We start from the raw sequence: 20,039 nt of genomic DNA, 5'->3' as shown, positions 1-20,039 counted from the left end.
ACCTGCGGTCAGCCGGTAAATGTCGTCCGGAACGTGAAGCTGTAGCCGCCGGGTGCCAGGGCCTTGGGAGCACGCGGCATGCGGGCTTTTTTTACAGCGGCCACCGCCGCTTGATCTACCTTGGCGCTGCCGGAGCTTCGGGTAACAGAAACGGCCAGCAAACGCCCATGGGTTGAAACCGTCAGGTGCAGCCGCACCGTCCCCTCCCCGCCGCCGCGGGGCGGCCGTTTCTGCCGCTCAACCCGCGAAATGATTGCCGCGCCCCAGCGGTTCTTGAGGCTGGCAGTGCGGTCTGAGTCTCCGGTGGTGGCCGCATCAGCGCCAGCGTCGCCCTTGGCCTGCTGACGGCTGCTGCCGGCAGCTCGCTCTTGCATATTTTCCGTTGATGCTGCGGGGGATGGCGCGGCTGCCACTGCAGCGGGCGGAGGTGGTGGAGGCGGCGGCGAAACTTGCCGCGCAGGTGCGGTGTCCGGAGCGGCTGCAGCCGCAAGAACAGGCGGGCTGACTGCTACCGGAGCCGGCGCAGCCGGAGCGGCGGCCAGCACAGGCTGCTGCGTTGGCTTGCCAGGTGCCACGGCAGGCGCTGGCGTGTGGATCTCCGGCGGGCGATTCCAATCTGAGACCTGCTGCGCCAGCGCCTTGGAGGCGGCCGCCAGTGTCACTTGCCCGCTGCCGCTGCTGCCGGAGCCAGCTGCCCTTGTGCCGCCCTCGCGCATTGTCAGGAACGGCACGGCATGCAGCACAGCGGCGGCGGCCAGGCAGGCGGGAAACAAGGTGCGCCGGGTCATGAGCCTGTGCCTGTCAGGCTGACAGCCTGGATGCCCGCGTCGCGCAGCCGGGAGATCAGCGCCGCAACCTCGCGGGCAGGCACCCCGGCATCGGCGCGCAGAGTTAGGACCTCGAGCTTCGCGGCCTGCGCCGCAACAGCGGCCAGGGCGTCCCCGCCCTCAGCTCCGGGGAAATGCAACCGGGCATCAGCTGCCATGAACAGCACCGCCTCAGACGCCGAAGTTTCACCGCTTTCCAGCTTGGGCGGGGTCACCGCAAAGGGCGCGCGCGGCGCAATCTGCGAAGACAGCAGGAAGAAAATCAGCAGCAGGAACACCACATTGATCATCGGCAGGATCGGCTCACCTGCCTGCCGCTTCTTGGGTGTTGAGAAATCCATGCTGCTTACTCCATCACCACCAGGCCGGTGAAGCCTGCCGCTGTCAACAGACCCGCCGCGTCCATCAGCTGCTGCAGCGAAGCCTTGGCATCCGGTTGCAGGATGATCGCATCCGATGTCGTGCGGGTCAGCGCGGTCAACCGCTCCGCCAGGGTTTCCTCCTCCATTGGCACTCCGTTCAGCCGCAGCCCTTCGGCGGTTATCAGAACCAGGCGGGGCGGCCCCTGATAGGTGCTGCCTGCGCCGCCCGTGGCCAATGGAACCACCCGGTCGCGGCCGAATTGCGAGGCCAGCATGAAGAACACCAAGAGAAGAAACACCACGTCGATCATCGGCGCGAGGCTGAGGCGCTTTTTCGCACGCGGCGTTCCAAAGGCCAGTGTCATTCTGCGGCGTGCCGCAGTGCCGGGCGGGCGGCTGCCGCGGTGAACACACGGGTCGCGGCGTCCTCCATTGCGGCTTGCTCACGCTCAGCCAGCCCCTCAACCCAGGAGGCAAGAGCCGAGGCCGGGATCGCCACCGCCATGCCTGCCGCCGTGGTCAGCAGCGCCTCCCAGATGCCGCCTGCCAGCACCGAAGGGTCAGCGCCGCTGCCGCTTTCCTGCAAGGCCTGAAAGGCGCCGATCATCCCCAGCACGGTGCCGAGAAGCCCCACCAGAGGCGCAATCGCCGCAATCAGTTCCAAGGCCCGCAGCCCCCGGCGCAGCTCTGCCAGTTCCGCTTTGGCGATGCGGGTGGATTCCTTTTCCGCGGACTCTTGGCTGAATTCAGGTGTCAGTAGCGCCCGCATTGCAGACAGCGTCACCCGGTCCAGCGGCGTGCGGCCTGCGCTGATGGGCGGGGTGCCCCCTGCACTCCATTGACCGAGCCAGGCTTCAGCCCGCGGTTTGCGCCAGACGCCCGCCTGCGCAAGCCCGATCACCCGCCAGAGGAACAGCGCCAGGGTCAGCACCGACAGCACCGCGATCACCCACAAGGCGGGGCCGCCGCGGGCCATGAAATCGAGGAGAGGGGCAAAGGACATCGCAGCCTCCGTCAGTGGCCCGGGTTTTCCGGCTCGGTTTGCTCAGCACCGCGGTCAAAGCGTTCAGCATAGGCCTCGGTCAGCCGGTTCGGACCATGCAGCACCCGCCATTGCCGGATGCCGTTGCGCCAGCCGGCCCGGCCTTCGCGGGTCACTGGCTCTTCGGCATCCTCAGCCGGGGTTTCCGTCTTCAGCAGCTCCCAGACCGCCTGCTTGCCCTGGCAGTAGGTTTCGGCGCCCCAAGCGCGCAGCAGTTCCTGGAAAGCGTCAAAGGCGGCGCGGTTGAAGACCTTGTCCTCGCCCAGGCGGCCTATCACCGGGTTCTCAGGATGGACGCCGCAGCAGGGCACCCAGCCTTCGGGGATGGGCGTGTTAGCGGAATGGGTGCGCTCGGCACGCAGCAGTTTGGGCAGCACATGGGTGTGCGGGCCTTCGGGGGATTTGCCGCCGGTGTCGGGACCGCCGATCATTTGAAAAACTTCGACCCGGCCAAGGCGGGTTAGCAGCACCCGGTGCGGATGGTGCTTTAGGATCGCACCCATTGCTGGGTTGCCGTGCTCAAATAGCGACCGGCCGGCGTTTTCACTCAGAACTTCCAGCAGTTCCGGGTCGGCGGTGCGGATGCAGAAATCCGCCTGGTACTGGCCCAGCCCCATGTCGAACAGCTGGGCGCCGCGGTCTTCGTCGCGCAGCGCATCTTCGTCGGGGCCAAGCGCGGTCAGCGCCCCGCGCTGGTTCATCGCGGCGTCATCATACGGCAAGCACAGCGAAACGGCTTGCGTCCAGCGGTGCGGCTTTGGGCTGAGGGTCTCATAGGCGACCGGGCGCACGCCCTCCAGGGTGTCGATGCGCACACCGCCGCGGGGGGTTACCTGCATAAGCCCGGCATGCTCCTGCGGCGCCGGGTCGCCATAGACATGGTGGAACTCGGCAATGGCGCCGAACGAGCCCATGTTCCAGCCGCAATCCTCTTGCATCAGCGCATCTTTCAGCACCTGTTGAAGCTCAGGCATATGCTGCCCTCCTGTTGGTTGTTTTCCATTCCAGAGCGCCCAGATGGACAGCCTGGTAAACGGCTTTGCCGATGGCTTCGCCGGTAGCAGTATGCAGCCCGGCATAGGGGTTAGCCCCGACCGGAGCCGCCACCGCGACGCAGTCGGTGCCGGTGCCGGTCGCGGTTCCTGAAGACAGAGTGATGCCTGCCTCCATCGCCGCCGCGGTGCGGGCCTGAACCGCGATGCTCATCGCCTCGATCAGCCCGGCGTGCGTCAGCCCTTCGGAGAGGCGCAGGGCGACATTGATGGTGCCCCAGTTGCGGCTGGCGTAGTCCATCCGGCTGCCGACACGTTCGGCATTGGACAAGCCGACAGTGGCCACCGCATGAGTGCTGATGCCTTCTACAGTGGCTGAGGCCTCGCAATAGCGGCGCACATCGCGCGAGGTCAGGAAGGCCACGGCATCCCCGCAGCCGCGCGCTGAGAGTTCGCCTGCAAACCATTCGGTGACATCCAGATCACGCGGCAGGTCGCTGTTGCGGACTTCGCGCCACAGGATGCGTCGGGCGGTGACAAGTCCGGGACGGTTCACCGCCCAGCTCAGCACTTGCATCTCTGCGCCGAGGTCAAACTCGATCCAGGGGCGGTCCAGGGTGACGCTTCCCATCACAGCACCTCCAGCGGCTGGAACACCGGCCCTTGCGCCGTGGTCTCATGCCAGACCGAGATGCCAAAGGCGCGGGCCATCAGGGCCGGTGTCAGCACCTCGGCGGGCGCACCGTCAGCCAGGATGCTGCCCTCGGCCAGCAGGATCAGCCTTGTGCAATGGCGCGCCGCCAGCCCCAGATCATGCAATGATACCAGCGCGGCGCGGCCTTCGGCAGCCAAGGCGGCAAAGACCTCCATGGTGGAGATCTGATGCGCCGGGTCCAGCCCGGCGGCGGGTTCATCGGCCATCAAGAGCGGCGTGTCCTGCGCCAGAGCGCGGGCAATCAATGCGCGGGCCTGCTCGCCGCCGGACAGGCGCGAGGCGGCGCGCTGGCGGAACGGATCCAGTCCCATGCGCTCAATCGACTGATCGACCAGCGCCTGATCACCGGGCGGCAGCCGCAGCCCCTGAGGCAGATGCGGCAGGCGGCCAAGCGCCACCAGCCGCTCTACCGGGATCGGCCAGGCGATTTCGCGCGATTGCGGCATCCAGGCCGCCGCGCGGGCGCGTTCCGCGGCACTCATCTCCGCCAGCGAGCTGTGCCCCTGCGCCGGGATCAGCCCCAGGGCGGAACGCATCAGGCTGCTTTTGCCAGCGCCGTTCGGCCCCAGCAGGCCGACGAATTCACCTGTTTGGATTTCAAAGGACACATTGCGGAGCACCGGGCGGTTCCGCAAGGTGACGGAGAGGTTCCGGACCGAAAGCACGCTCATGCCAGACCCTTCCGCGTCTTGTAGATCAGGTGCAGGAACAGCGGCGCGCCGACCAGGGCGGTGACCACTCCCAGCTTGAGGTCCCGCGACGGCAGGATGATCCGCACCGCGATGTCAGCCAGTTGGAGCATTATGGCGCCGCCAAGTGCCGAGGCCCACAACAGCCGCGACGGCTGGCCGCCAACCAGCGGGCGCAGGATATGCGGCACCACCAAGCCGATGAAGCCGATAGCGCCCGCCACAGCAGTGGCGCCGCCGACAATGGCGGCAGTCCCGACAACCAGCAGCAGCCGCAGCCGGTTCAGGTTCATCCCTATGGTCTGCGCCGCATCCTCGCCCAAGGTCAGCGCATCCAGACCCCGCGCCAGTGTCAGCAGGATCGCGCCCCCCGACAGCGCAAAGGGCAGCACCAGCCAGACATGCAGCATCGAGCGGTCCGCCAGCGAGCCCATCATCCAGAACACAATCTCATTGGCGGCAAAGGGGTTGGGCGACAGGTTCAGCACCAGCGACGTGAGTGCCGCTGCCATCGCTGAGATCGCGATCCCCGCCAGGATCAGCGTCAGCGAGCCGCCCTGCGGCCCGGCCAGCGCCATCACCAGAAAGACACCCGCCAGAGCACCGGCCAGTGCCGCCAGCGGCAGGCCCAAAGTGAGGCTGGCCGCCAGCCCGGTGTTGATCGCCAGCACCGCCCCCAGCGCTGCCGAGGAGGACACACCGATCAGTCCCGGCTCAGCCAGCGGGTTGCGCAGGTAGCCCTGCATCGCGGCCCCCGCCAGCCCCAGCCCGCCGCCGATAATCACCGCCAGCAGCGCCCGCGGCAGCCGGATTTCCCGCATCACCAGGGTGAGCGGCCCGTAACCCTCGTCAAACAGAGCAGCCAGGCTGTTGCCGGCGCCCACATCAGCCGGGCCCACGGTGAGCGACAGCAGGAACAGCGCCAGCACCGCTGCGGCCAGCGGCAGCATCAGGCGGGTCATTCCCGGCTCTCCTTCTCCATGAACCGGCGGCGCTCTGCGGCCAGGGCTGCCACCGCGCGCAGCACATGCGGGGTGCCGCAGACCCAATCCGCATCGCGCATCTGCCCGGCGCCGCTGCGGGCGGCCAGATGCCGCACCACCGGATGCGCCCGATTGTCCTCGCTGCGCGAGGCACGCGGATAGAGCGAGGTGCCGATCAGCAGGTCCGGCGCCGTCATCGCCAGCAGTTCCAGCGGCATATGACCGGAGCGCGCATAGCCCAGCTCATCCGCGATATTGCGCAGCCCTGCCGCGCGCAGGATCTGGCCCGCCAGTGTCATGTCGCCGGAGGTGAAGCCGTTGGCAGCATAGAGCGCGGCGCGCGGCGCCTCCGGCCCGGCTTGTGCAAGCGTTGCCAGCCGCTGGTCGTAGTCTGCCAGCAGTGCGCGGGCCTCCTCTTCGCGAGCCAGAACCACCCCCATCTGCAGGATCCGCTCACGCACATCCTGCAGCGAGCTGGCGGGCTGGAACACCACCACCGGCACGCCAAGACGGCGCAGCATATCCGTGGTGGCCGGTGTCGAATAGGCGCCGGCAATCACCAGACCGGGCTGCAGCAGGTAAATCTCCTCCGCCAGCCCGTGATTGACGGGATAGGCCATGGCCGCGTCAGCCATGGCCGAGGCGCGTGTGTCCCGCGCGATGTAAGAAACCGAGGCCAGCTGCCCGGGCGCCGCAAGCAGCATCGCCAGCTGGTCGGTGCAAAGGTTCATCGACACCACGCGCGACGGCCCGGCAAAGGCGCCGGTGGCGGCCCACAAAAGGGCCAGGGCTATGCCGGGCAGCCTGCGCATGGGTCAGAACGAGGCCCGCACGCCGATATAGGCGGCGCGGCCGCGCTTGGCGTAGCCCCAGACGTCGGCGTAGTCCTCGTCGAACAGGTTGGTGACACGCCCGGTCAGCACGGCGTTGTCCGTCAGCTCATACTGGGCCGAGACATTGACAGTGGTGTAGTCGTCGAGTTCGGCATCAGTGCTGGAGTTGAACCACTGAGTGTCCCAGTTGCCCGCCACGTGGCGGATGTCAGTGGTGATGGAACCGCGACCGTTGAAGGTATCGAGCGTGGCGCTCAGCAGCAGTTCATGCTCCGGGCGCCGGACTTCAACCGAACCGTCGGGGTTGCTCGCGTCTAGATATGTATAGGCCAGGTTCAGATACAGGCTGTCCGTTGCCTCAAGGCTTGCCGACACTTCGACGCCCTTGCGGTCGCTGTCACCCGCCTGGTTGCGGTAGGTGTAGTCCCAGACGGGTGCGGTATCGTCAACCACGTAGCTTTCGATCTCGCCCGTCAGCGTTTCGTCAAAATAGGTCACATCCACCAGGCCGCGGCCTTGAAGGAAGGGCACTTCAATTCCGATGTCGAAGCTGCGGTTTTCTTCCGGCTGCAGGTTTTGGTTGCCGCTGTAAGTGAAGGACCCGTAGTCCTCATCGGCAAACAGCTCAAAGTAAGAAGGGTTCACGATGCCGGTGCCCGCGGAGCTATGCAGGCGCACCCCGCTGCCTGCAAATGTGTATGAGGCGCTGGCGTTCCAGCTGGTGGCGTCCTCAAAAGCACTGTTGCTGTCGTGACGCACGCCCAGCTGCAGATCCAGGCCATTGTCAAAACTGCCGCGGTATTCGAGAGCAATCGAGTTGGTTTTCCGCCGGAAATCAGGATTGGAACTGCTGGAATCCTCCTCCCATTCCAGCATTGCGTTCAGAAGATGGTTTGCTTGATCAGCCTGCTGCCCGTCCAGGCCAAAGCTCAGCAAGTACTTCGCCGCTTCTGTTTTGGTCTCGGTCGGGGTGCCGCCGTTGCGGGATCGGTCGAAATCAGTGCGCTCCAGCGACAGCTGGTGTTTCAGGCGGCCGCCAAAGGTGTCTAGCTCGGCAAAAACTTGGGCCAGTTGCTCATCCCGGTCACTGAATTGCGTCGGATCATCCACGACATAGCTGGCCGCATCCGTTGCGGTGAAGGAGGTGCGGTCGCTGTCATAGCGTTCATCTGACGTGCGGAAGTTGAAGCCAAGCTTCAGCCGGCCGGTGACCAGGTAGTCGCCTTTCAATTGCAGTGTGTTGCGGCGGATGCCGTCCTCTTCGCCGCCTTCGCCCGAGGCGTCGTAGCCGTCGTCATTGTCATGGGCGAAGCTGAAGGCGATGCCGCCGCGCTCGGTCCGCGACGAAACCCGGGCCGAGGCCCGGTAGCCGTCGGACCCCGCTTCCGCGCTGCCGCCGTATTCCGTGCCGATGCCGCCGGACTTGGTGATGATGTTGATCACACCGGCCGAAGCGTTGGAGCCGTAGAACACCGATTGCGGGCCGCGCAGGACCTCGATCCGCTCGATATTGGCCGTGTCCAGGCCGGACAGAATGTACTCGCTATCTCCGGCAGCGGCCTCAACGCCATCAATCAGGATCAGCGTGTGATTGGCTTCGGCGCCGCGGATGCGGACCTGGGTAAAACTGTCGCCGGAGCCGTTCACCATCACGCCGGGCACCGAGCGCAGCGCATCCTGGACGGTGGTGATGCCGCGATCTTCGATTTCTTCGCTGGTCAGGACTGAGACTGAGCGGCCGTATTTTTGGGCCTCGACCGGCGTAAAGCCGCCGGAGACGATGATCTCTCCCAGATCGGTGACCACAGAATCCTGGGCGGTTGCGATTGCAGGGGCGGCGGCCAGGGCCGCGGCCAGGGACAGGCTTGCCTTGCGCATATTCCATTCCTCCCGGCCTGCGCAAGAAGCACAGGCCAAGCGGCTGCCCATGCCGGGCAGCATGTTCAAAATTTTGGTCTTTGGAAGGCATTGCCCCCGCAGACGGTGAAAACTGCCACCACTACGGAAGTCCGTTGCCCTTGGCGCGCCCCGCACCCGGACAGGGTGATCATCCTGGCAGGTCTCCTGACTCGCGGGTCGAGGCTTTGCCGCGCCTTCCCGCCCCTTGGGGCAGTGGCATATCGCAGCATTGCTCTCCGCTCACAGTTGCGGGGGCAGTCACGGATTCGGCGCCTGTTGGCTACACCTCACCGTGTTCCCTTTTAACCGGGTGGTTTCCCAGCCGGACCAGAATGGCCCGGACTTAGGCAAACTGAATTTGTTCTGTCAAGCGGTGGAAAACGCAACCTGAGTAAAAAATGGTCCCGGGCCGGCATTCATACCGCCAAGGCCAGGTTTCCAGTTTTTTGAATGATGATAAGGGATTACACGTTCGGCTAGATGCGAAAAGCCGCGGTTGCCCCATGATCCTCCGATCGGAACCTGCCTGCCTGCTGGTCACCGCAGCAAAGCGGGCGGCACAATCCTCGGCGCCAAGCCGGCTGACGCCCGGAAGACGATTCGCTTGACTCGGAAATTCCGGTTTGCCATTCAGCAACTGTGACCGGTTCCGCGAGTGTTTCAATGCGCAGCGGAAGAAATAGGGAACACGGTGCGGCGTACCCAAAAGGGACCAAATCCGTGACTGCCCCCGCAACTGTGAGCGGTGAGTGACGCTGAGAATGCCACTGGGAAGCCCCCGGGAAGGCCAGCCGAACCAGGACCCGCGAGTCAGGAGACCTGCCGGACACAGGGATTGAGGCTCCGCTTGCGGTGCTTCAACTCTTTTCCACCGGACGCCGGGGTGCGCGTCTGGCGCGTGTGCCGTACAGGCGTTTCCGTGCCGCTACTCCCCGTTGTTCATTCCTGATTGCAGGTGCGCCTGCAGCGTCGAATGAGGACGAAATGAAACTGAACTATCTGGCCGCAGCCCTGGCCGTTTCCCTGCCGGCCGCCGCGTCGGCGCATTTCCAGCTGAACTACACCGAAAGCGCGCTGATCGAGAAGCCCGGCGACGTGCCGATGGGCCTGGTCTTCTGGCATCCGATGTCCAATGGCCACGCCATGGACATGGGCACGCCGGAAGAATTCTTCATGATCCACAAGGGCGAAAAGACCGACCTGTCGGACCGCCTGGAGCCCGCCACCTTCAGGGGCGCTGAGAACGAAGCTTCGGCCTACAAGGCCTCCGTACCGGTGAAACGCTCCGGCGATTATGTCGTGGTGACCGTGCCCTCGCCCTATTACGAGGAAAGCGAAGACATCTACATCCAGCAGATCTCCAAGGTCGTGCTGAACCGCAACACGCTGCCCACCGACTGGGACCAGCCGGTTGGCCTGGCCACCGAGATCCTGCCGCTGAACAAGCCCTACAACGTGATTGTCGGCTCCACCTTCTCCGGCCAGGTTCTGGCAGACGGCAAGCCGGTTCCCGGTGCCGAAATCGAAGTCGAATTCATGGCGGCTGAACCGGACCTGGAGAAATTCTCCACCACCAACCCCTCCGTGGGTGAGATGCCGGGCGGCGCGATTGTTGCCATCGCCGACCAGAACGGCGTGTTCTCCTTCGGCATTCCGAAGGCAGGCTACTGGGGCTTTGCGGCCTTGGGTTCCGGTCCCGCGACCGAGCACGACGGCAAGGAACTCAGCCAGGATGCCGTGCTGTGGATCCGCGCTGAAGAGCTGAAGTGAAAGTAGACCGATGCATATCGTAGACGGCGCACTGTCGAACCCGGTTGTGATCGGCGGCGCGGTTGCCGCCGTCGGCGGTATTGCGATGGGTCTGCGCAGCCTGCCGCTGGAGCGAATTCCGGCGGCGGGGGTGCTGTCGGCCAGTTTCTTCGTGGCCTCGCTGATCCATGTCCCGATCGGACCCAGTTCGGTTCACCTGATCCTGAATGGCCTTGCCGGGCTGATCCTTGGCTGGGCCGCCTTTCCGGCGTTGTTTGTCGGGCTTCTCTTGCAGGCGGTTTTCTTCGGTTTCGGCGGGCTGACCGTGCTGGGCGTGAACGCCGTGAATATTGCCTTGCCTGCGGTTCTGGCCGGGCTGATGTTCCGCCCGCTTGTGGCGCGCGGCTCACCGCTGCAGGGCGCAATCTGGGGCGGCATTGGCGGCGGGGCGGCCATTGCCCTCACGACCCTTGCAGTTGCGGTGTCGCTGATGCTGTCCGGTGACGAGTTCATCCTTGCCGCCAAGCTTGTGTTCTTTTCCCATATCCCGGTGATGGTGATCGAGGCGCTGTTGTCCGGCGCCGCCATTTTCCTGGCCCGGCGGGTCAAGCCTGAGCTGTTTGCAGACACGAAAGGAAGCCTGGCATGATCCGCTCCTGCGTTTTGATCCTAGCCCTGCTGGCGCCGCTGCCGGCACTGGCGCACAACGTGATCTCCGCCGTGTTTCCCTCCGGCTCGGACATTGAGGGCGAGGTCGGCTTTTCCAACGGAGACATGGCTCCGGACCTGCTGATCGAGGTTTTTGACCAAGCCGGCGGCAAGCTCGGCGAAACCAGTACTGACGCGGACGGTTTCTTCCTGTTCACCCCGTCAGAACCGGTGACGCATATCTTTCGCGGCGATCTGGGCGCAGGACATGTTGCCGAGGTGATAATGGACGCCGCGGAAGTCGCACAGATCATGGGCCAAAGCCCCACCGCTGCGACGCCCGCCGGGGCCGGCACCGCAGCAATTCCGGCGGCCCCGGCAGCCGACCTGTCAGGCCACGCCCGCGCTGAGCTTGCCACTATGATACGCAACGAGCTGCGCCCGCTGCGCCAGGAGCTGACCGCGTTCAAGAACAAGTCGGACTTCCAGTCCGTACTTGGCGGCATCGGCTATATCTTTGGCCTGTTCGGGCTGGGCTTCTACATCGCCGCGCGGCGCAAGATCGGCAGCGGCGCATGACCTATGTTCTGACGGGTGATGAAAAGCCGCTCAGCGGCATCGGCGCGTTCCGCGCCAAGGTCACAGCGCTTGATCCGCGGATGCGCATCGTGATGACCGCGGTCTATGCCGTGGTGGTGGTCTCCCTCAGCAATCTTTGGGTGCTGTCGGCGGCGCTTGGCCTGTCGATGTGGCTGCTGGCCTACTCCGGCCTGCCGCCCCGGAAAACGCTGAAACGGATGGCGATGATGGACAGTTTCATCATCTTCATGCTGGTGCTGCTGCCCTTCACCATTCCCGGCACACCGGTCTTTTCCGTTTGGGGGCTGGAAGCAAGCTGGGAAGGCCTTCGGCGCGCGGCCGAGATTGCCCTGACTGCTAATGCCGTCATCCTGGCGGTCATGACCTTGGTCGGGTCCATGGAGCCCGTGACGATGGGGCACGCGCTGTTTGCCCTCAAGACGCCGGAACGGCTGGTGCACCTGATGATGTTCACCATCCGCTACATCGACGTCCTGCGCGAGGAATACCAGCGTCTGCGCACGTCGATGAAGCTGCGCGGCTTCCGCCCCGGAACAAACTGGCACACCTACCGCAGCTACGGCTATCTGGTGGGCATGATGCTGGTGCGCGCCATCGAACGGTCGGAACGCATTCTGGCGGCGATGAAATGCCGGGGTTTCTCCGGCCGCATCATCCTGCTGGAAGATTTCCGCCTGCGCAGGGCTGACCTGCTGTTTGCCGCGGCGCTTACCGCCGCCCTTGCCGCCCTGATCTGGGCTGAGGCCGCCTATGCTGCTACTTGATCTGAAGAATATCCACTTTGCCTACCCCGGTCTTGATCCGGTTCTCGAAGGCGTGTCAATGCAGCTAAACGCGGGGGAGCGGCTGTCGATTGTCGGACCGAACGGCGCCGGCAAATCGACGCTGCTGAAAATCATCATGGGGCTGATTCCCCCTGCCAGAGGCACCGTTGACGCCTTTGGAAAACCCTGCAGAAGCGAGGCAGACTTTCACGAGATGCGCCGCCGCGTGGGTTTCGTGTTTCAGGACGCTGACGACCAGCTCTTCTGCCCGACAGTGGCCGAAGATGTGGCTTTCGGCCCGCTGAACCTGGGCAAGTCCAAGCAGGAGGCCCTGGCCATCGTGGACGCTGTGCTGTCCCGCCTGGGGCTGATGCACCTGCGCGACCGGGTTACCCACAAACTGTCGGGCGGCGAGAAACGGCTGGTGACACTGGCCACGGTGCTGGCGATGGAGCCGGACGTGCTCATTCTGGATGAGCCGACCAATGCGCTGGACCCGGTCAATTATGCCCGGCTGACAGCGATCCTGAAGGAGTTGGATCAGGCAATCCTGCTGGTCAGCCATGACCCGGATTTCCGTGCTCAGGTCGCTCCAAAGGAGTATCACTTGAAGGACCGGGAGCTGGTGCCGGGTTAGGGCAAGCGGGCACCCCTGCCCCTTCGCGCCTGACCTTTTCGCGCGGGACTTCACCGCAGAAGTCCCTGACCGGAGCGGAGGCGGATATCTGAAGCCAATAAGAGCCGGCAACGGTGTACGAAAGGCGCCGCCCATCTGGCGGTGCGTCGGGGCTGCCGGCACGCGCTTCCACTGCGGCAACCGCGAGCCGCTTCGCACGCCCCTCGGCGGCTTCACCGCGGCTGGCAACTCAGCGCGCAGGCTCAAGAGCCTCGGCAGGCTTCCGCCTTGCGCAGGCATCTGCAAAATATGGACATCCGGGCCAGATCGTTTCATCTTTAACATGGTCCACCTGTTGCCGGGACTGCCCGCCTAGCCCCAGCTGACGAAAGCCCCATCATGAAACGTTCCGCTGTCAACAGCCTGATCCGCGAAGGCGATGCTTTCCTGCGCAGTTTCGGGGTGCATCTGCCGCCCTTTGCCTATTGGCCGCCGGCGGAGATGGCGGCGCGGGACCACGCGATGATCGCCGCCCGCGGGCTCGGCTGGGATGTCACCGACTACGGCCAGGGCCGTTTCGGGGAATTGGGCCTGTTGCTGTTCACCCTGCGCAACGGCCGCAAGGAGGACCTCGCCGCAGGCTCCGGCATGCTCTACGCCGAAAAGATGCTGATCAGCCGCAGGGACCAGCTGTCGCCGATGCACCGCCACATCGGCAAGGCCGAGGACATCATCAACCGCGGCGGCGCCAGCCTGGTGCTGGAGCTGTTCGCCAGCGCCCCCGACGGCAGCATCTGCCGCCACAGCGAGGTCTCTGTGCCCTGCGACGGGCAGATCCGCACCCTGCCCGCCGGCGGCCGTTTGGCGCTGGCGCCCGGCGAAAGCGTCACCCTGCTGCCCGGCGTCTGGCATGCCTTCTGGGGCGAGGGCGGCGACGTGCTGATCGGAGAGGTATCCACCGTCAACGACGACGCCACCGACAATGTGTTCGAGATGGACATCGGACGGTTTTCGCAGATCGAGGAGGACGAGCCGCCGCTGCACCTGCTGGTTTCCGACTACCCGGCGTGGCTTAGATGATCCTCTGCTGCGGCGAGGCGCTGATCGACATGCTGCCCGCCTCAGTGGCGGACGGCAGCGCCTGCTTTGCCCCCTGCCCCGGCGGCGCGGTGTCCGACACCGCCATGGCGCAGCGATTGCCGCGGTAAAGGCGCCTAGCGCCGGCGCCAGTCCGCCCTGGCAGCATCAGCTGCACTTTTGACCCAAGGCTGAGGCGGCAAATCCGCACCTTTTCAATCCCTTATGCGGAACATGTGACCCTCGGCGGTCTGAACCGAAGGGGCAGACACGCCCGCAGGCAGCCGGAGGAAGCGGGGATGTTTCGCAGCGAAACCTCGCCTGTGTGCGGAACCGCAGGCCGGCAGGGGGGGTCTGGCCCCGGGCGAGCCGGACAACGGTCTGATTTGCGGCTCCCCCCTTGTCCGGAGCATATGTTTCGCTGCGAAACCTGAGCAGCGTGAAGTGCTGGCAGCACGGTTTGAAGCCGGTTTGAAGGCGCGTGCCGCTGGCCAGCTCGCGCGCAGGGACAGAGCGGCCGGCGGCGGTTTCGCTGCGAAACATCCACTGGCCGCGACATCCGCGGCGGCCAGTTGTGCCAGGTTTGCCGGGCAGTCCCTCGGTCCTGTCCGCCGTCCGCCGCATCGGTTTGGTCCATTGGATTGGCTAGAGGTTTCGCTGCGAAACCTATGCCGAAGGGATCTGCGCGGACGGGCTGAAACCCCGTGCCTGCGGCGCCGTCCGCCGAGGCCGCACAACGAAGGGCTTCACCGCCCGGCCCCAAGGACGTCCGGATGTTTCGCTGCGAAACCTCCCCCTCCCTGGTGTATTTTCCCGTGTGTTCCAGGCAATGAAAAACCCCGGCCCTTCAGCCGGGGTTTCGCTGCGAAACCTCTGAGGCGGCCCCTGCCCGCTCAGGTCTGTTCCAGAAGGTGGCGGACGTTCTCCATCACCGCATCGACCAGGTCCGAGGTGACGTTGTTGCCGTGAAAGCGGATGGCATAGCCGTTGGGGCCGTGTTCGCGTTCAATGGAAATGCCGTTGGCCAGCCGGGTGCGGCGGCTCCTCTCGACCTTCTGCGCGGTCTTGGGGCGGCCGCCGCGGGCGGGGTCCTGCGGCGCGCCTTCGGCCTGTTCCACGAATTGCAGCAGCGCGTCCCATTCCTCTGCCGCGGAGCGCGCGCCTGCGGCCTCCAGCGCCGCGCGCATCACCTCCGCCGTGCCGGTGCGCAGGGCTGCGGCCAGCCGCAGGCACTGGCGCTCATTGAGGCCGGTGGCATAGGCCAGCATGTCGCCCAGCTCCTCGTGGATCAGCGCAAAGGAGCGGATCTTGGAGCGCTTGGCGCGGGAGGCGTGCTGGAACAGCACCGCCACCGCGTCGTCGACATTCTGGAAGATGCCGTCATGCACCGCCGAGGCCGCCGCCCTGCCCCGCTCGTACTGGCTGAGGCCGGAGCGGATCTCGTTTTCCTCGATCATCGAGACCAGCGCGTTGGCGATGCTGCCGGGCTCGCGGATGAAGGCGGGGATGGTCCGGAACCGTTCGCCGCCGCTGATCGCGTTGAGGCGGCGCACCGCGGTCAGGCGGCGGTAGCCGGAGACCAGCGCGTAGCGCCCGGCGTCCTCCGGGTTCAGCGGCTCGAACACTTCGATCGGCAGCCGCAGCCCGCTGGCGGAGATCGAGGCCATCAGCTCCTGCATCTCGTCCTCGTCCAGCACGATGCGGTCGCGGTTGAGGGCATCGGCGGTGATCTCGTCCAGCGGCAGTTCCACCGCCACCAGGCCCTTGCCCTCGGCGGCGCGCAGGCGTTCGGCGTCAGCCTTGTCGCGCGCGGCGGCCTCGCGGTCGGCCTGGGGCAGGGGGCTGGCGTGGCGGGCGGCGTCAGCCACCACATCGGCGATTGGCGGGCGCAGGCCCGCGGGGCCGCGGGCCAGGTCGCGGTCGATGCCGGCCTCGATTTCCTTCAGCGCCTCGGGAGAGGGGGTTTCAAGCTGTCTGCGGCGTGCCATCTGCTCTGTCCTCTTTCTGGGTCTGTTGTGCCTGCTCCATCTGCTGATCGCGCCACCAGCTGCCGATCAGAAGCTCCTTGAATTCCGCATAGGTGCGGTCGAAGACTTCACGCCCGCGCACATAGGTCTCGCGGTTGAAGTTGCGGTAGTCGGCCTCGTAGATGCCGGAGACGCTTTCGCCGGCCTGGCCGACGAGAGCGGTGTAGTCCTGGCGGTAGGCGTTCATCATGTCGCCGAAATAGGCCTGGATCACGTTTGCCAGATCGCTTTGCTGGCTGGCGTCGAAACGGGTGATCAGGGCGCGCACCACATCCCATTCGAATTTCATCTCCGGCAGGCCGGCGCGGCGGCGGCCGGCGTTCTCGCCGTCCTCGATGGAGGCGAAGGTGGAATAAAGCATGTCGAAGAAGCGGCCCGTCGAGTCGAACTCCAGGAACGACGCGCCGAGCGGCACCATCAGGATGTCGGCGGCGGCGAGCGCGTTGATGGTGAGGTAGCCGAGGGCAGGGGGGGTATCCAGCAGCACGATGTCATAGTCATCAAGCGCGCCGCCGGCCTCCAGCGCGTTGGTCAGCGCGTCCCACAGCGCCCAATTGCGCAGCCCCATGCGCCAGACCGGGATCTGGAATTCCGCCCAGTAGAGGTTCAGCTGGGCCCCGATCAGGTCGATGTTGGGCCAGTGGGTTTTCTGCACGACGTTTCGCAGCGAAACCTCCTTGGCCTCGGTCAGAGTCTCATCCAGCGGAATAGAGTCTAATCCAGAGGCTGCGCGGACCTTGTTCTCCGCCTCCACCGCCTCTGCGTAGTCGCGGGCGAGGAGGGGGAAGACGGTCTGCCATTCATCGGCCACCTGACCGCCCATGATCGAGGTCATGGAGCCCTGGCTGTCGAGATCGACCACCAGCACCTTGTAGCCGTCGAGCGCGGCGGACATCGCCAGATGGGCGGCGGTGGAGGTCTTGCCGACGCCGCCTTTGAAGTTGGCGACGGCGACCACCTTGGCGGGCAGGCCCTCGGGGCGGTAGGGGCGGTATTCCTTGGTGGCGATGCCCTCGGAGGCGAAATGGTCGCGCAGCTTCAGCACCTCCTCCAGGGTGAACCATTTGGAGCCGCTGGCGCCCTCGCCCTGGGGCAGGTCGGGGTGTTTGTTCAGCACCCGGCGCAGGTGGGCGGGGGCGACCGGGATCAGGTAGCGGGTGATTTCCCAGGTGGAGAACTTGCGCAGCCGCTTGCGGCCGTCGGGGGCGTAGCCGCGCTTGGCCAGATCATCGCGTCCGCGGCCAGCAAAGGCGGCGGCCTTGGCAAATCTGGCGGTGTCCACCAGGTCGCCAAGCTTGGCCGCTGCTGCCGCCGGATCCAGGTTGAAATAGGGGGGCAGGGGGGTGTCAGGTTTCTTTGCCATGTGCCTTATGCCTCGGGTAGATCGCCTGTTTGGCGTGTTATCCCGGTTTTTGTCGCACATCCTGGGCAGAAGGTGAATCATTATCTGGCAGCGCATCTGTTTTCCGCTGCCGTCCGTATCCCGCGGAATATATGACTCTTTTCCCCAATAATGACTATCGCATAAACAAGTTGAAATGTTGTGAATCTTTGATTCAGTTTAGAATCTTTGCGGTCAATAATTCGTTACTTATCATAACGTTAGATGTGTTTCGGGACCTGTCTCCGGTATCAAGGGTGCCCGTTTACAGGGGCATTGGTACCTGTTTGCGGGAACAAGGGTCCCGATTCGCAGGAGCAGAGGCACCCGCGACTCAAGAGCGCCAAAATGAGGGTCCCGGGGCGTCAGAATAGCCCGGAACGCGGGGTTTTGGGCGCTGATTTACGCGAAATTCCGAAGGCTGCGCCGATAGGTACCCGTTTGCGGGATGGCGCCGTCCTGTAAAAGGGTGCCCAAAGCAGGATTGAGCGCGGGTGCCTTTTCCGCCATAGTAGTCCCGAGAGCAGATCCCGCAGAGTCGCAAAGGCCAAAGCGGGGCAAAAGGGCAGGGCGATGGACGCTGACAACATCCCGCACAGCAAGCTGACAGGCCCCCTGCGCCGGGGCTCCGTGAAGAAGAACGTGGCGGCGATCCATGTCTCGGGCAAGCTGACGCTCTTGCAGCGGAAGCTGTCGAATGTGCTCTTGCTTAATGCCTATGATGCGCTGGTCACCAAGCCCAAGCACCAGATCGACGCGCAGACGCTGTGCCTGATGGTGGGCTACAACTCCAACGACATGGAGACGCTGAAGCAGTCGCTGCGCTCGCTGGCGGAGACAGTGGCCGAGTGGGACATGCTGGATGAGCAGGGGCGGCAGGAATGGGGGGTCAGTTCGCTGCTCTCTTATGCCAAGCTGTCGGGCGGGGTCTGCGAATATGCCTATTCGCCCGCACTGGCGGAGAAGCTGCACGACCCCAAGGTCTTTGCCCTGATCAATCTGAACATCCAGCGGCGGTTCACCTCGGGCCATGCGCTGGCGCTTTATGAAAACTGCTACCGCTTTGTGCGGACGGGATCGACCGGCTGGTGGGATATTGCGCTGTTCCGCCGCCTGATGGGGGTGGATGGCAGCGCCTATTACGAGAGCTTCAAGCATCTGAATGCCAAGATCATCAAGCCGGCGGTGGCTGAGGTGAACAAGACCTCCAACATCCTCCTGACGCCGGAGTTCAAGAAGATGGGGCGGCAGGTGGCGGAGGTGCGGTTCCGGATCAAGGAGAACCCGCAGCTGGCGATGCTGGACATCGACGACGGGGCAGGGGTGCGGCAGGGGGCTGTTTACACCCAGCTGATGGAGCTGGGCGTGAGCGACCGTCTGGCGCGGCAGTGGATTGCCGAGCATGGCGAGGAGTATGTGGCCGAGAAGGTCGGCTATCTGAAGGGGCAGAAAGGCGTGGACAGCCCGGTGCGCTATCTGAGCGCGGCCCTGCGCGACGATTACAAATCCGCGCCTGCCGAGGCTGCCCGGGAGATTTCGCCGGAGGTGCTGGCGGCGGCGGAGGCGCGCAAGGCGGCAGAGGCCGAGGCGGCGCGGATGGCGGCGGCGGAGGATGCGGCCAAGGCGCGGGAGCGCTCCCTCAGGGCGCAGAAGCTGGAGCGGATCCGCGAGCTGGCGGCGGGGCGTTCGCCGACGCAAAGGGATGCCGACAAGCGGCTGTTCCTGAGCCGCCTCGAGGATGAGATCGACCGCGAGGAATTCCGCAACCGCGGCTGGGCGGCGGCTCTGCTGGCGGCGGAAATGGCCGCGTTCTGGGAGGAGCTGGTTCCCGGCGCCTTCGAGGATTTGCCTGTTTAGAGCCTGTTTTCCGGGTTTGCCCGGGTGCGGCCTGTTGTCGGGAAAGGGAGGCGAGCGTGGTCCTGAAAGTGAAACCCAAGCGCTACGGCCCTGTGTATGTGATCTTTGATGGCGGCGCTGAGCTGCGCTATGCCAGCGGCGAGGGTGCGGACAGCGGCCCCTGTCCGCCAGCCGGCTCGCCGGTGGAGACAATGCTGGCCGCGCTTGGCGCCTGCATCGTGCGCTCGGTGGAGTGGACGGCCAGCCGGAACAAGGTGCAGCTGCCGCCGTTTCAGGTGCGGGTGGCCGGGGTTGGTGCGCCAGCGCTGCCGGGACGGCTGGAAACAGCTGAGGTTGCCGTGATCGGCAGGCTTGCCGAGGACGCGGCGCTGGCCCGGCAGATCGCGGCGCAGGCCAAGTCCTCCTGCACCGTCAGCAACTCGATGAACAGCGCAGTGACGGTGGTGCTGGAAGAGCGCTGATCCCGCGGCCCTACCGGGTGAAGCTGACGGGCAGGCTGAGGCGGATCTGGCTGGCCTGCAGCTTCTTCGGGGCGGGCGGAAATTTTCCTGCGCGGGCGACGGCGGCAAGGGCGGCCTGATCAAAGGCGGCGATGCCGGAGGATTTCGCAATCCGGTGGTCCAGCAGGCGGCCGTCCCGCGCGACGGTGAGGCGCAGGATCACCTGGGCTTGGCCCCGGGCGCCGGAAGGGTAGCGCTTGCGCCGCTCGATGCGGGCGCGGATCTTGTTGCCCCAGACGTTGCGCAGTTTGGCTTCGCGGCCCGGATCGGCGGTGGCGGTCCGGGCGCCGCCGGATTGGCCGGCCTCGGCGCCGCCGCCTGCGCCCGCCGCCCGCTGGCCAGCCTGGCCGGCCGCGTTGCGGTTGGAATTGGCCTTGGGCGGCGGAGTCTGCTGGGACCTGCGCCCGCCGCCCGCTGGCCAGCCTGGCCGGCCGCGTTGCGGTTGGAATTGGCCTTGGGCGGCGGAGTCTGCTGGGAC

General features: G+C 65.4%; 21 protein-coding genes, 1 pseudogene and 2 riboswitches. Of the genes and pseudogenes, 9 read left to right on the top strand and 13 right to left on the bottom strand.

Annotated features, from left to right (window positions below; genetic code table 11):
• Window positions 1-8 precede the first annotated feature (8 nt).
• From GKC28_RS22940 to GKC28_RS22895, 10 genes are all read right to left on the bottom strand, one after another.
• On the bottom strand, window positions 9-374 hold the full coding sequence (locus GKC28_RS22940; RefSeq protein WP_174149299.1) for a TonB family protein: 366 nt from the start codon (window positions 372-374) through the stop codon (window positions 9-11).
• A 410-nt stretch (window positions 375-784) separates the two neighbouring features.
• Entirely contained in the window at window positions 785-1,168 is a 384-nt protein-coding gene (locus GKC28_RS22935; RefSeq protein ID WP_174149298.1) for a biopolymer transporter ExbD, read from the bottom strand.
• Window positions 1,169-1,173: 5 nt separating this feature from the next.
• Window positions 1,174-1,554, bottom strand: a complete 381-nt coding sequence (locus GKC28_RS22930; RefSeq protein WP_174149297.1) for a biopolymer transporter ExbD — start codon at window positions 1,552-1,554, stop codon at window positions 1,174-1,176.
• Window positions 1,551-2,192 (bottom strand): MotA/TolQ/ExbB proton channel family protein, encoded by a 642-nt coding sequence (locus GKC28_RS22925; RefSeq protein ID WP_174149296.1) that lies wholly within the window; start codon window positions 2,190-2,192, stop codon window positions 1,551-1,553. The genes GKC28_RS22930 and GKC28_RS22925 overlap by 4 nt, the downstream gene beginning before the upstream one ends.
• An 11-nt stretch (window positions 2,193-2,203) precedes the next feature.
• Window positions 2,204-3,205: a hypothetical protein gene (locus GKC28_RS22920; RefSeq protein WP_174149295.1), complete on the bottom strand. Its 1,002-nt coding sequence runs from the start codon at window positions 3,203-3,205 to the stop codon at window positions 2,204-2,206.
• Entirely contained in the window at window positions 3,198-3,854 is a 657-nt protein-coding gene (locus tag GKC28_RS22915) for an adenosylcobinamide amidohydrolase (protein WP_174149294.1), read from the bottom strand. The genes GKC28_RS22920 and GKC28_RS22915 overlap by 8 nt, the downstream gene beginning before the upstream one ends.
• Window positions 3,854-4,609, bottom strand: a complete 756-nt coding sequence (locus GKC28_RS22910; RefSeq protein ID WP_174149293.1) for an ABC transporter ATP-binding protein — start codon at window positions 4,607-4,609, stop codon at window positions 3,854-3,856. Before GKC28_RS22910 ends, GKC28_RS22915 begins: the two co-directional genes overlap by 1 nt.
• Entirely contained in the window at window positions 4,606-5,589 is a 984-nt protein-coding gene (locus GKC28_RS22905) for an iron ABC transporter permease (protein ID WP_174149292.1), read from the bottom strand. Before GKC28_RS22905 ends, GKC28_RS22910 begins: the two co-directional genes overlap by 4 nt.
• Entirely contained in the window at window positions 5,586-6,422 is an 837-nt protein-coding gene (locus tag GKC28_RS22900; RefSeq protein WP_254604367.1) for an ABC transporter substrate-binding protein, read from the bottom strand. Before GKC28_RS22900 ends, GKC28_RS22905 begins: the two co-directional genes overlap by 4 nt.
• Before the next feature lie 3 nt (window positions 6,423-6,425).
• On the bottom strand, window positions 6,426-8,321 hold the full coding sequence (locus GKC28_RS22895; protein WP_254604366.1) for a TonB-dependent siderophore receptor: 1,896 nt from the start codon (window positions 8,319-8,321) through the stop codon (window positions 6,426-6,428).
• A 158-nt stretch (window positions 8,322-8,479) separates the two neighbouring features.
• Window positions 8,480-8,689: riboswitch (cobalamin riboswitch) on the bottom strand.
• Window positions 8,690-8,969: 280 nt separating this feature from the next.
• Window positions 8,970-9,184, top strand: a riboswitch (cobalamin riboswitch).
• Between the two features lie 142 nt (window positions 9,185-9,326).
• Between GKC28_RS22895 and GKC28_RS22890 the strand changes: the two genes are divergently transcribed.
• The 7 genes and pseudogenes from GKC28_RS22890 to GKC28_RS22860 all read left to right on the top strand — a co-directional run.
• A complete protein-coding gene (locus tag GKC28_RS22890) occupies window positions 9,327-10,112 on the top strand; it encodes a DUF4198 domain-containing protein (RefSeq protein ID WP_174149290.1) in 786 nt (261 codons plus the stop codon).
• Window positions 10,113-10,122: 10 nt separating this feature from the next.
• Window positions 10,123-10,740 (top strand): cobalt transporter CbiM, encoded by a 618-nt coding sequence (gene cbiM, locus GKC28_RS22885; protein WP_174149289.1) that lies wholly within the window; start codon window positions 10,123-10,125, stop codon window positions 10,738-10,740.
• Window positions 10,737-11,318 (top strand): cobalt ABC transporter permease, encoded by a 582-nt coding sequence (locus tag GKC28_RS22880; RefSeq protein ID WP_174149288.1) that lies wholly within the window; start codon window positions 10,737-10,739, stop codon window positions 11,316-11,318. The genes cbiM and GKC28_RS22880 overlap by 4 nt, the downstream gene beginning before the upstream one ends.
• Complete coding sequence (gene cbiQ / locus GKC28_RS22875) at window positions 11,315-12,103, top strand: cobalt ECF transporter T component CbiQ (RefSeq protein ID WP_174149287.1); 789 nt, start codon at window positions 11,315-11,317, stop codon at window positions 12,101-12,103. Before GKC28_RS22880 ends, cbiQ begins: the two co-directional genes overlap by 4 nt.
• Window positions 12,090-12,740 (top strand): energy-coupling factor ABC transporter ATP-binding protein, encoded by a 651-nt coding sequence (locus GKC28_RS22870; RefSeq protein WP_174149286.1) that lies wholly within the window; start codon window positions 12,090-12,092, stop codon window positions 12,738-12,740. Before cbiQ ends, GKC28_RS22870 begins: the two co-directional genes overlap by 14 nt.
• Before the next feature lie 378 nt (window positions 12,741-13,118).
• Window positions 13,119-13,799: a D-lyxose/D-mannose family sugar isomerase gene (locus GKC28_RS22865; RefSeq protein ID WP_174149285.1), complete on the top strand. Its 681-nt coding sequence runs from the start codon at window positions 13,119-13,121 to the stop codon at window positions 13,797-13,799.
• Window positions 13,796-13,909, top strand: a pseudogene (locus GKC28_RS22860) (carbohydrate kinase); the annotation flags it as partial. The gene GKC28_RS22865 and the pseudogene GKC28_RS22860, both read left to right, overlap by 4 nt.
• Window positions 13,910-14,689: 780 nt before the next feature.
• On the opposite strand, the gene GKC28_RS22855 reads toward GKC28_RS22860, so the two are convergent.
• Together GKC28_RS22855 and GKC28_RS22850 are read right to left on the bottom strand one after the other, a co-directional pair.
• Complete coding sequence (locus GKC28_RS22855) at window positions 14,690-15,784, bottom strand: ParB N-terminal domain-containing protein (protein ID WP_174149284.1); 1,095 nt, start codon at window positions 15,782-15,784, stop codon at window positions 14,690-14,692.
• Window positions 15,762-17,186: an AAA family ATPase gene (locus GKC28_RS22850; protein WP_174149283.1), complete on the bottom strand. Its 1,425-nt coding sequence runs from the start codon at window positions 17,184-17,186 to the stop codon at window positions 15,762-15,764. The genes GKC28_RS22855 and GKC28_RS22850 overlap by 23 nt, the downstream gene beginning before the upstream one ends.
• A gap of 591 nt (window positions 17,187-17,777) precedes the next feature.
• Between GKC28_RS22850 and GKC28_RS22845 the strand changes: the two genes are divergently transcribed.
• Together GKC28_RS22845 and GKC28_RS22840 are read left to right on the top strand one after the other, a co-directional pair.
• The gene (locus GKC28_RS22845; protein ID WP_174149282.1) at window positions 17,778-19,061 is read left to right on the top strand and encodes a replication initiation protein; all 1,284 of its coding nucleotides are present in this window, start codon (window positions 17,778-17,780) and stop codon (window positions 19,059-19,061) included.
• A gap of 56 nt (window positions 19,062-19,117) precedes the next feature.
• Window positions 19,118-19,522 carry an OsmC family protein gene (locus GKC28_RS22840; RefSeq protein ID WP_174149281.1) on the top strand — a complete coding sequence of 135 codons (405 nt, stop codon included), beginning with the start codon at window positions 19,118-19,120 and terminating at the stop codon, window positions 19,520-19,522.
• A 10-nt stretch (window positions 19,523-19,532) separates the two neighbouring features.
• Here the strand turns inward: GKC28_RS22840 and GKC28_RS22835 are convergent.
• Window positions 19,533-20,039 (bottom strand): TonB family protein (locus GKC28_RS22835; protein WP_254604365.1); only part of this gene is annotated, 507 nt, incomplete at its 5' end.

Origin of the sequence: Leisingera sp. ANG59 (genome assembly GCF_013317235.1) — a bacterium.
GTDB lineage: Bacteria > Pseudomonadota > Alphaproteobacteria > Rhodobacterales > Rhodobacteraceae > Leisingera.
This window is presented reverse-complemented; position numbering and strand designations above follow the sequence as displayed.

Bases quoted from the DNA above. Each gene is read 5' to 3' on its own strand.
- GKC28_RS22940 (WP_174149299.1), bottom strand. From the start codon at position 374: ATGCAAGAGCGAGCTGCCGGCAGCAGCCGTCAGCAGGCCAAGGGCGAC.
- GKC28_RS22935 (WP_174149298.1), bottom strand. From the start codon at position 1,168: ATGGATTTCTCAACACCCAAGAAGCGGCAGGCAGGTGAGCCGATCCTG.
- GKC28_RS22930 (WP_174149297.1), bottom strand. From the start codon at position 1,554: ATGACACTGGCCTTTGGAACGCCGCGTGCGAAAAAGCGCCTCAGCCTC.
- GKC28_RS22925 (WP_174149296.1), bottom strand. From the start codon at position 2,192: ATGTCCTTTGCCCCTCTCCTCGATTTCATGGCCCGCGGCGGCCCCGCC.
- GKC28_RS22920 (WP_174149295.1), bottom strand. From the start codon at position 3,205: ATGCCTGAGCTTCAACAGGTGCTGAAAGATGCGCTGATGCAAGAGGAT.
- GKC28_RS22915 (WP_174149294.1), bottom strand. From the start codon at position 3,854: ATGGGAAGCGTCACCCTGGACCGCCCCTGGATCGAGTTTGACCTCGGC.
- GKC28_RS22910 (WP_174149293.1), bottom strand. From the start codon at position 4,609: ATGAGCGTGCTTTCGGTCCGGAACCTCTCCGTCACCTTGCGGAACCGC.
- GKC28_RS22905 (WP_174149292.1), bottom strand. From the start codon at position 5,589: ATGACCCGCCTGATGCTGCCGCTGGCCGCAGCGGTGCTGGCGCTGTTC.
- GKC28_RS22900 (WP_254604367.1), bottom strand. From the start codon at position 6,422: ATGCGCAGGCTGCCCGGCATAGCCCTGGCCCTTTTGTGGGCCGCCACC.
- GKC28_RS22895 (WP_254604366.1), bottom strand. From the start codon at position 8,321: ATGCGCAAGGCAAGCCTGTCCCTGGCCGCGGCCCTGGCCGCCGCCCCT.
- GKC28_RS22890 (WP_174149290.1), top strand. From the start codon at position 9,327: ATGAAACTGAACTATCTGGCCGCAGCCCTGGCCGTTTCCCTGCCGGCC.
- cbiM (WP_174149289.1), top strand. From the start codon at position 10,123: ATGCATATCGTAGACGGCGCACTGTCGAACCCGGTTGTGATCGGCGGC.
- GKC28_RS22880 (WP_174149288.1), top strand. From the start codon at position 10,737: ATGATCCGCTCCTGCGTTTTGATCCTAGCCCTGCTGGCGCCGCTGCCG.
- cbiQ (WP_174149287.1), top strand. From the start codon at position 11,315: ATGACCTATGTTCTGACGGGTGATGAAAAGCCGCTCAGCGGCATCGGC.
- GKC28_RS22870 (WP_174149286.1), top strand. From the start codon at position 12,090: ATGCTGCTACTTGATCTGAAGAATATCCACTTTGCCTACCCCGGTCTT.
- GKC28_RS22865 (WP_174149285.1), top strand. From the start codon at position 13,119: ATGAAACGTTCCGCTGTCAACAGCCTGATCCGCGAAGGCGATGCTTTC.
- GKC28_RS22855 (WP_174149284.1), bottom strand. From the start codon at position 15,784: ATGGCACGCCGCAGACAGCTTGAAACCCCCTCTCCCGAGGCGCTGAAG.
- GKC28_RS22850 (WP_174149283.1), bottom strand. From the start codon at position 17,186: ATGGCAAAGAAACCTGACACCCCCCTGCCCCCCTATTTCAACCTGGAT.
- GKC28_RS22845 (WP_174149282.1), top strand. From the start codon at position 17,778: ATGGACGCTGACAACATCCCGCACAGCAAGCTGACAGGCCCCCTGCGC.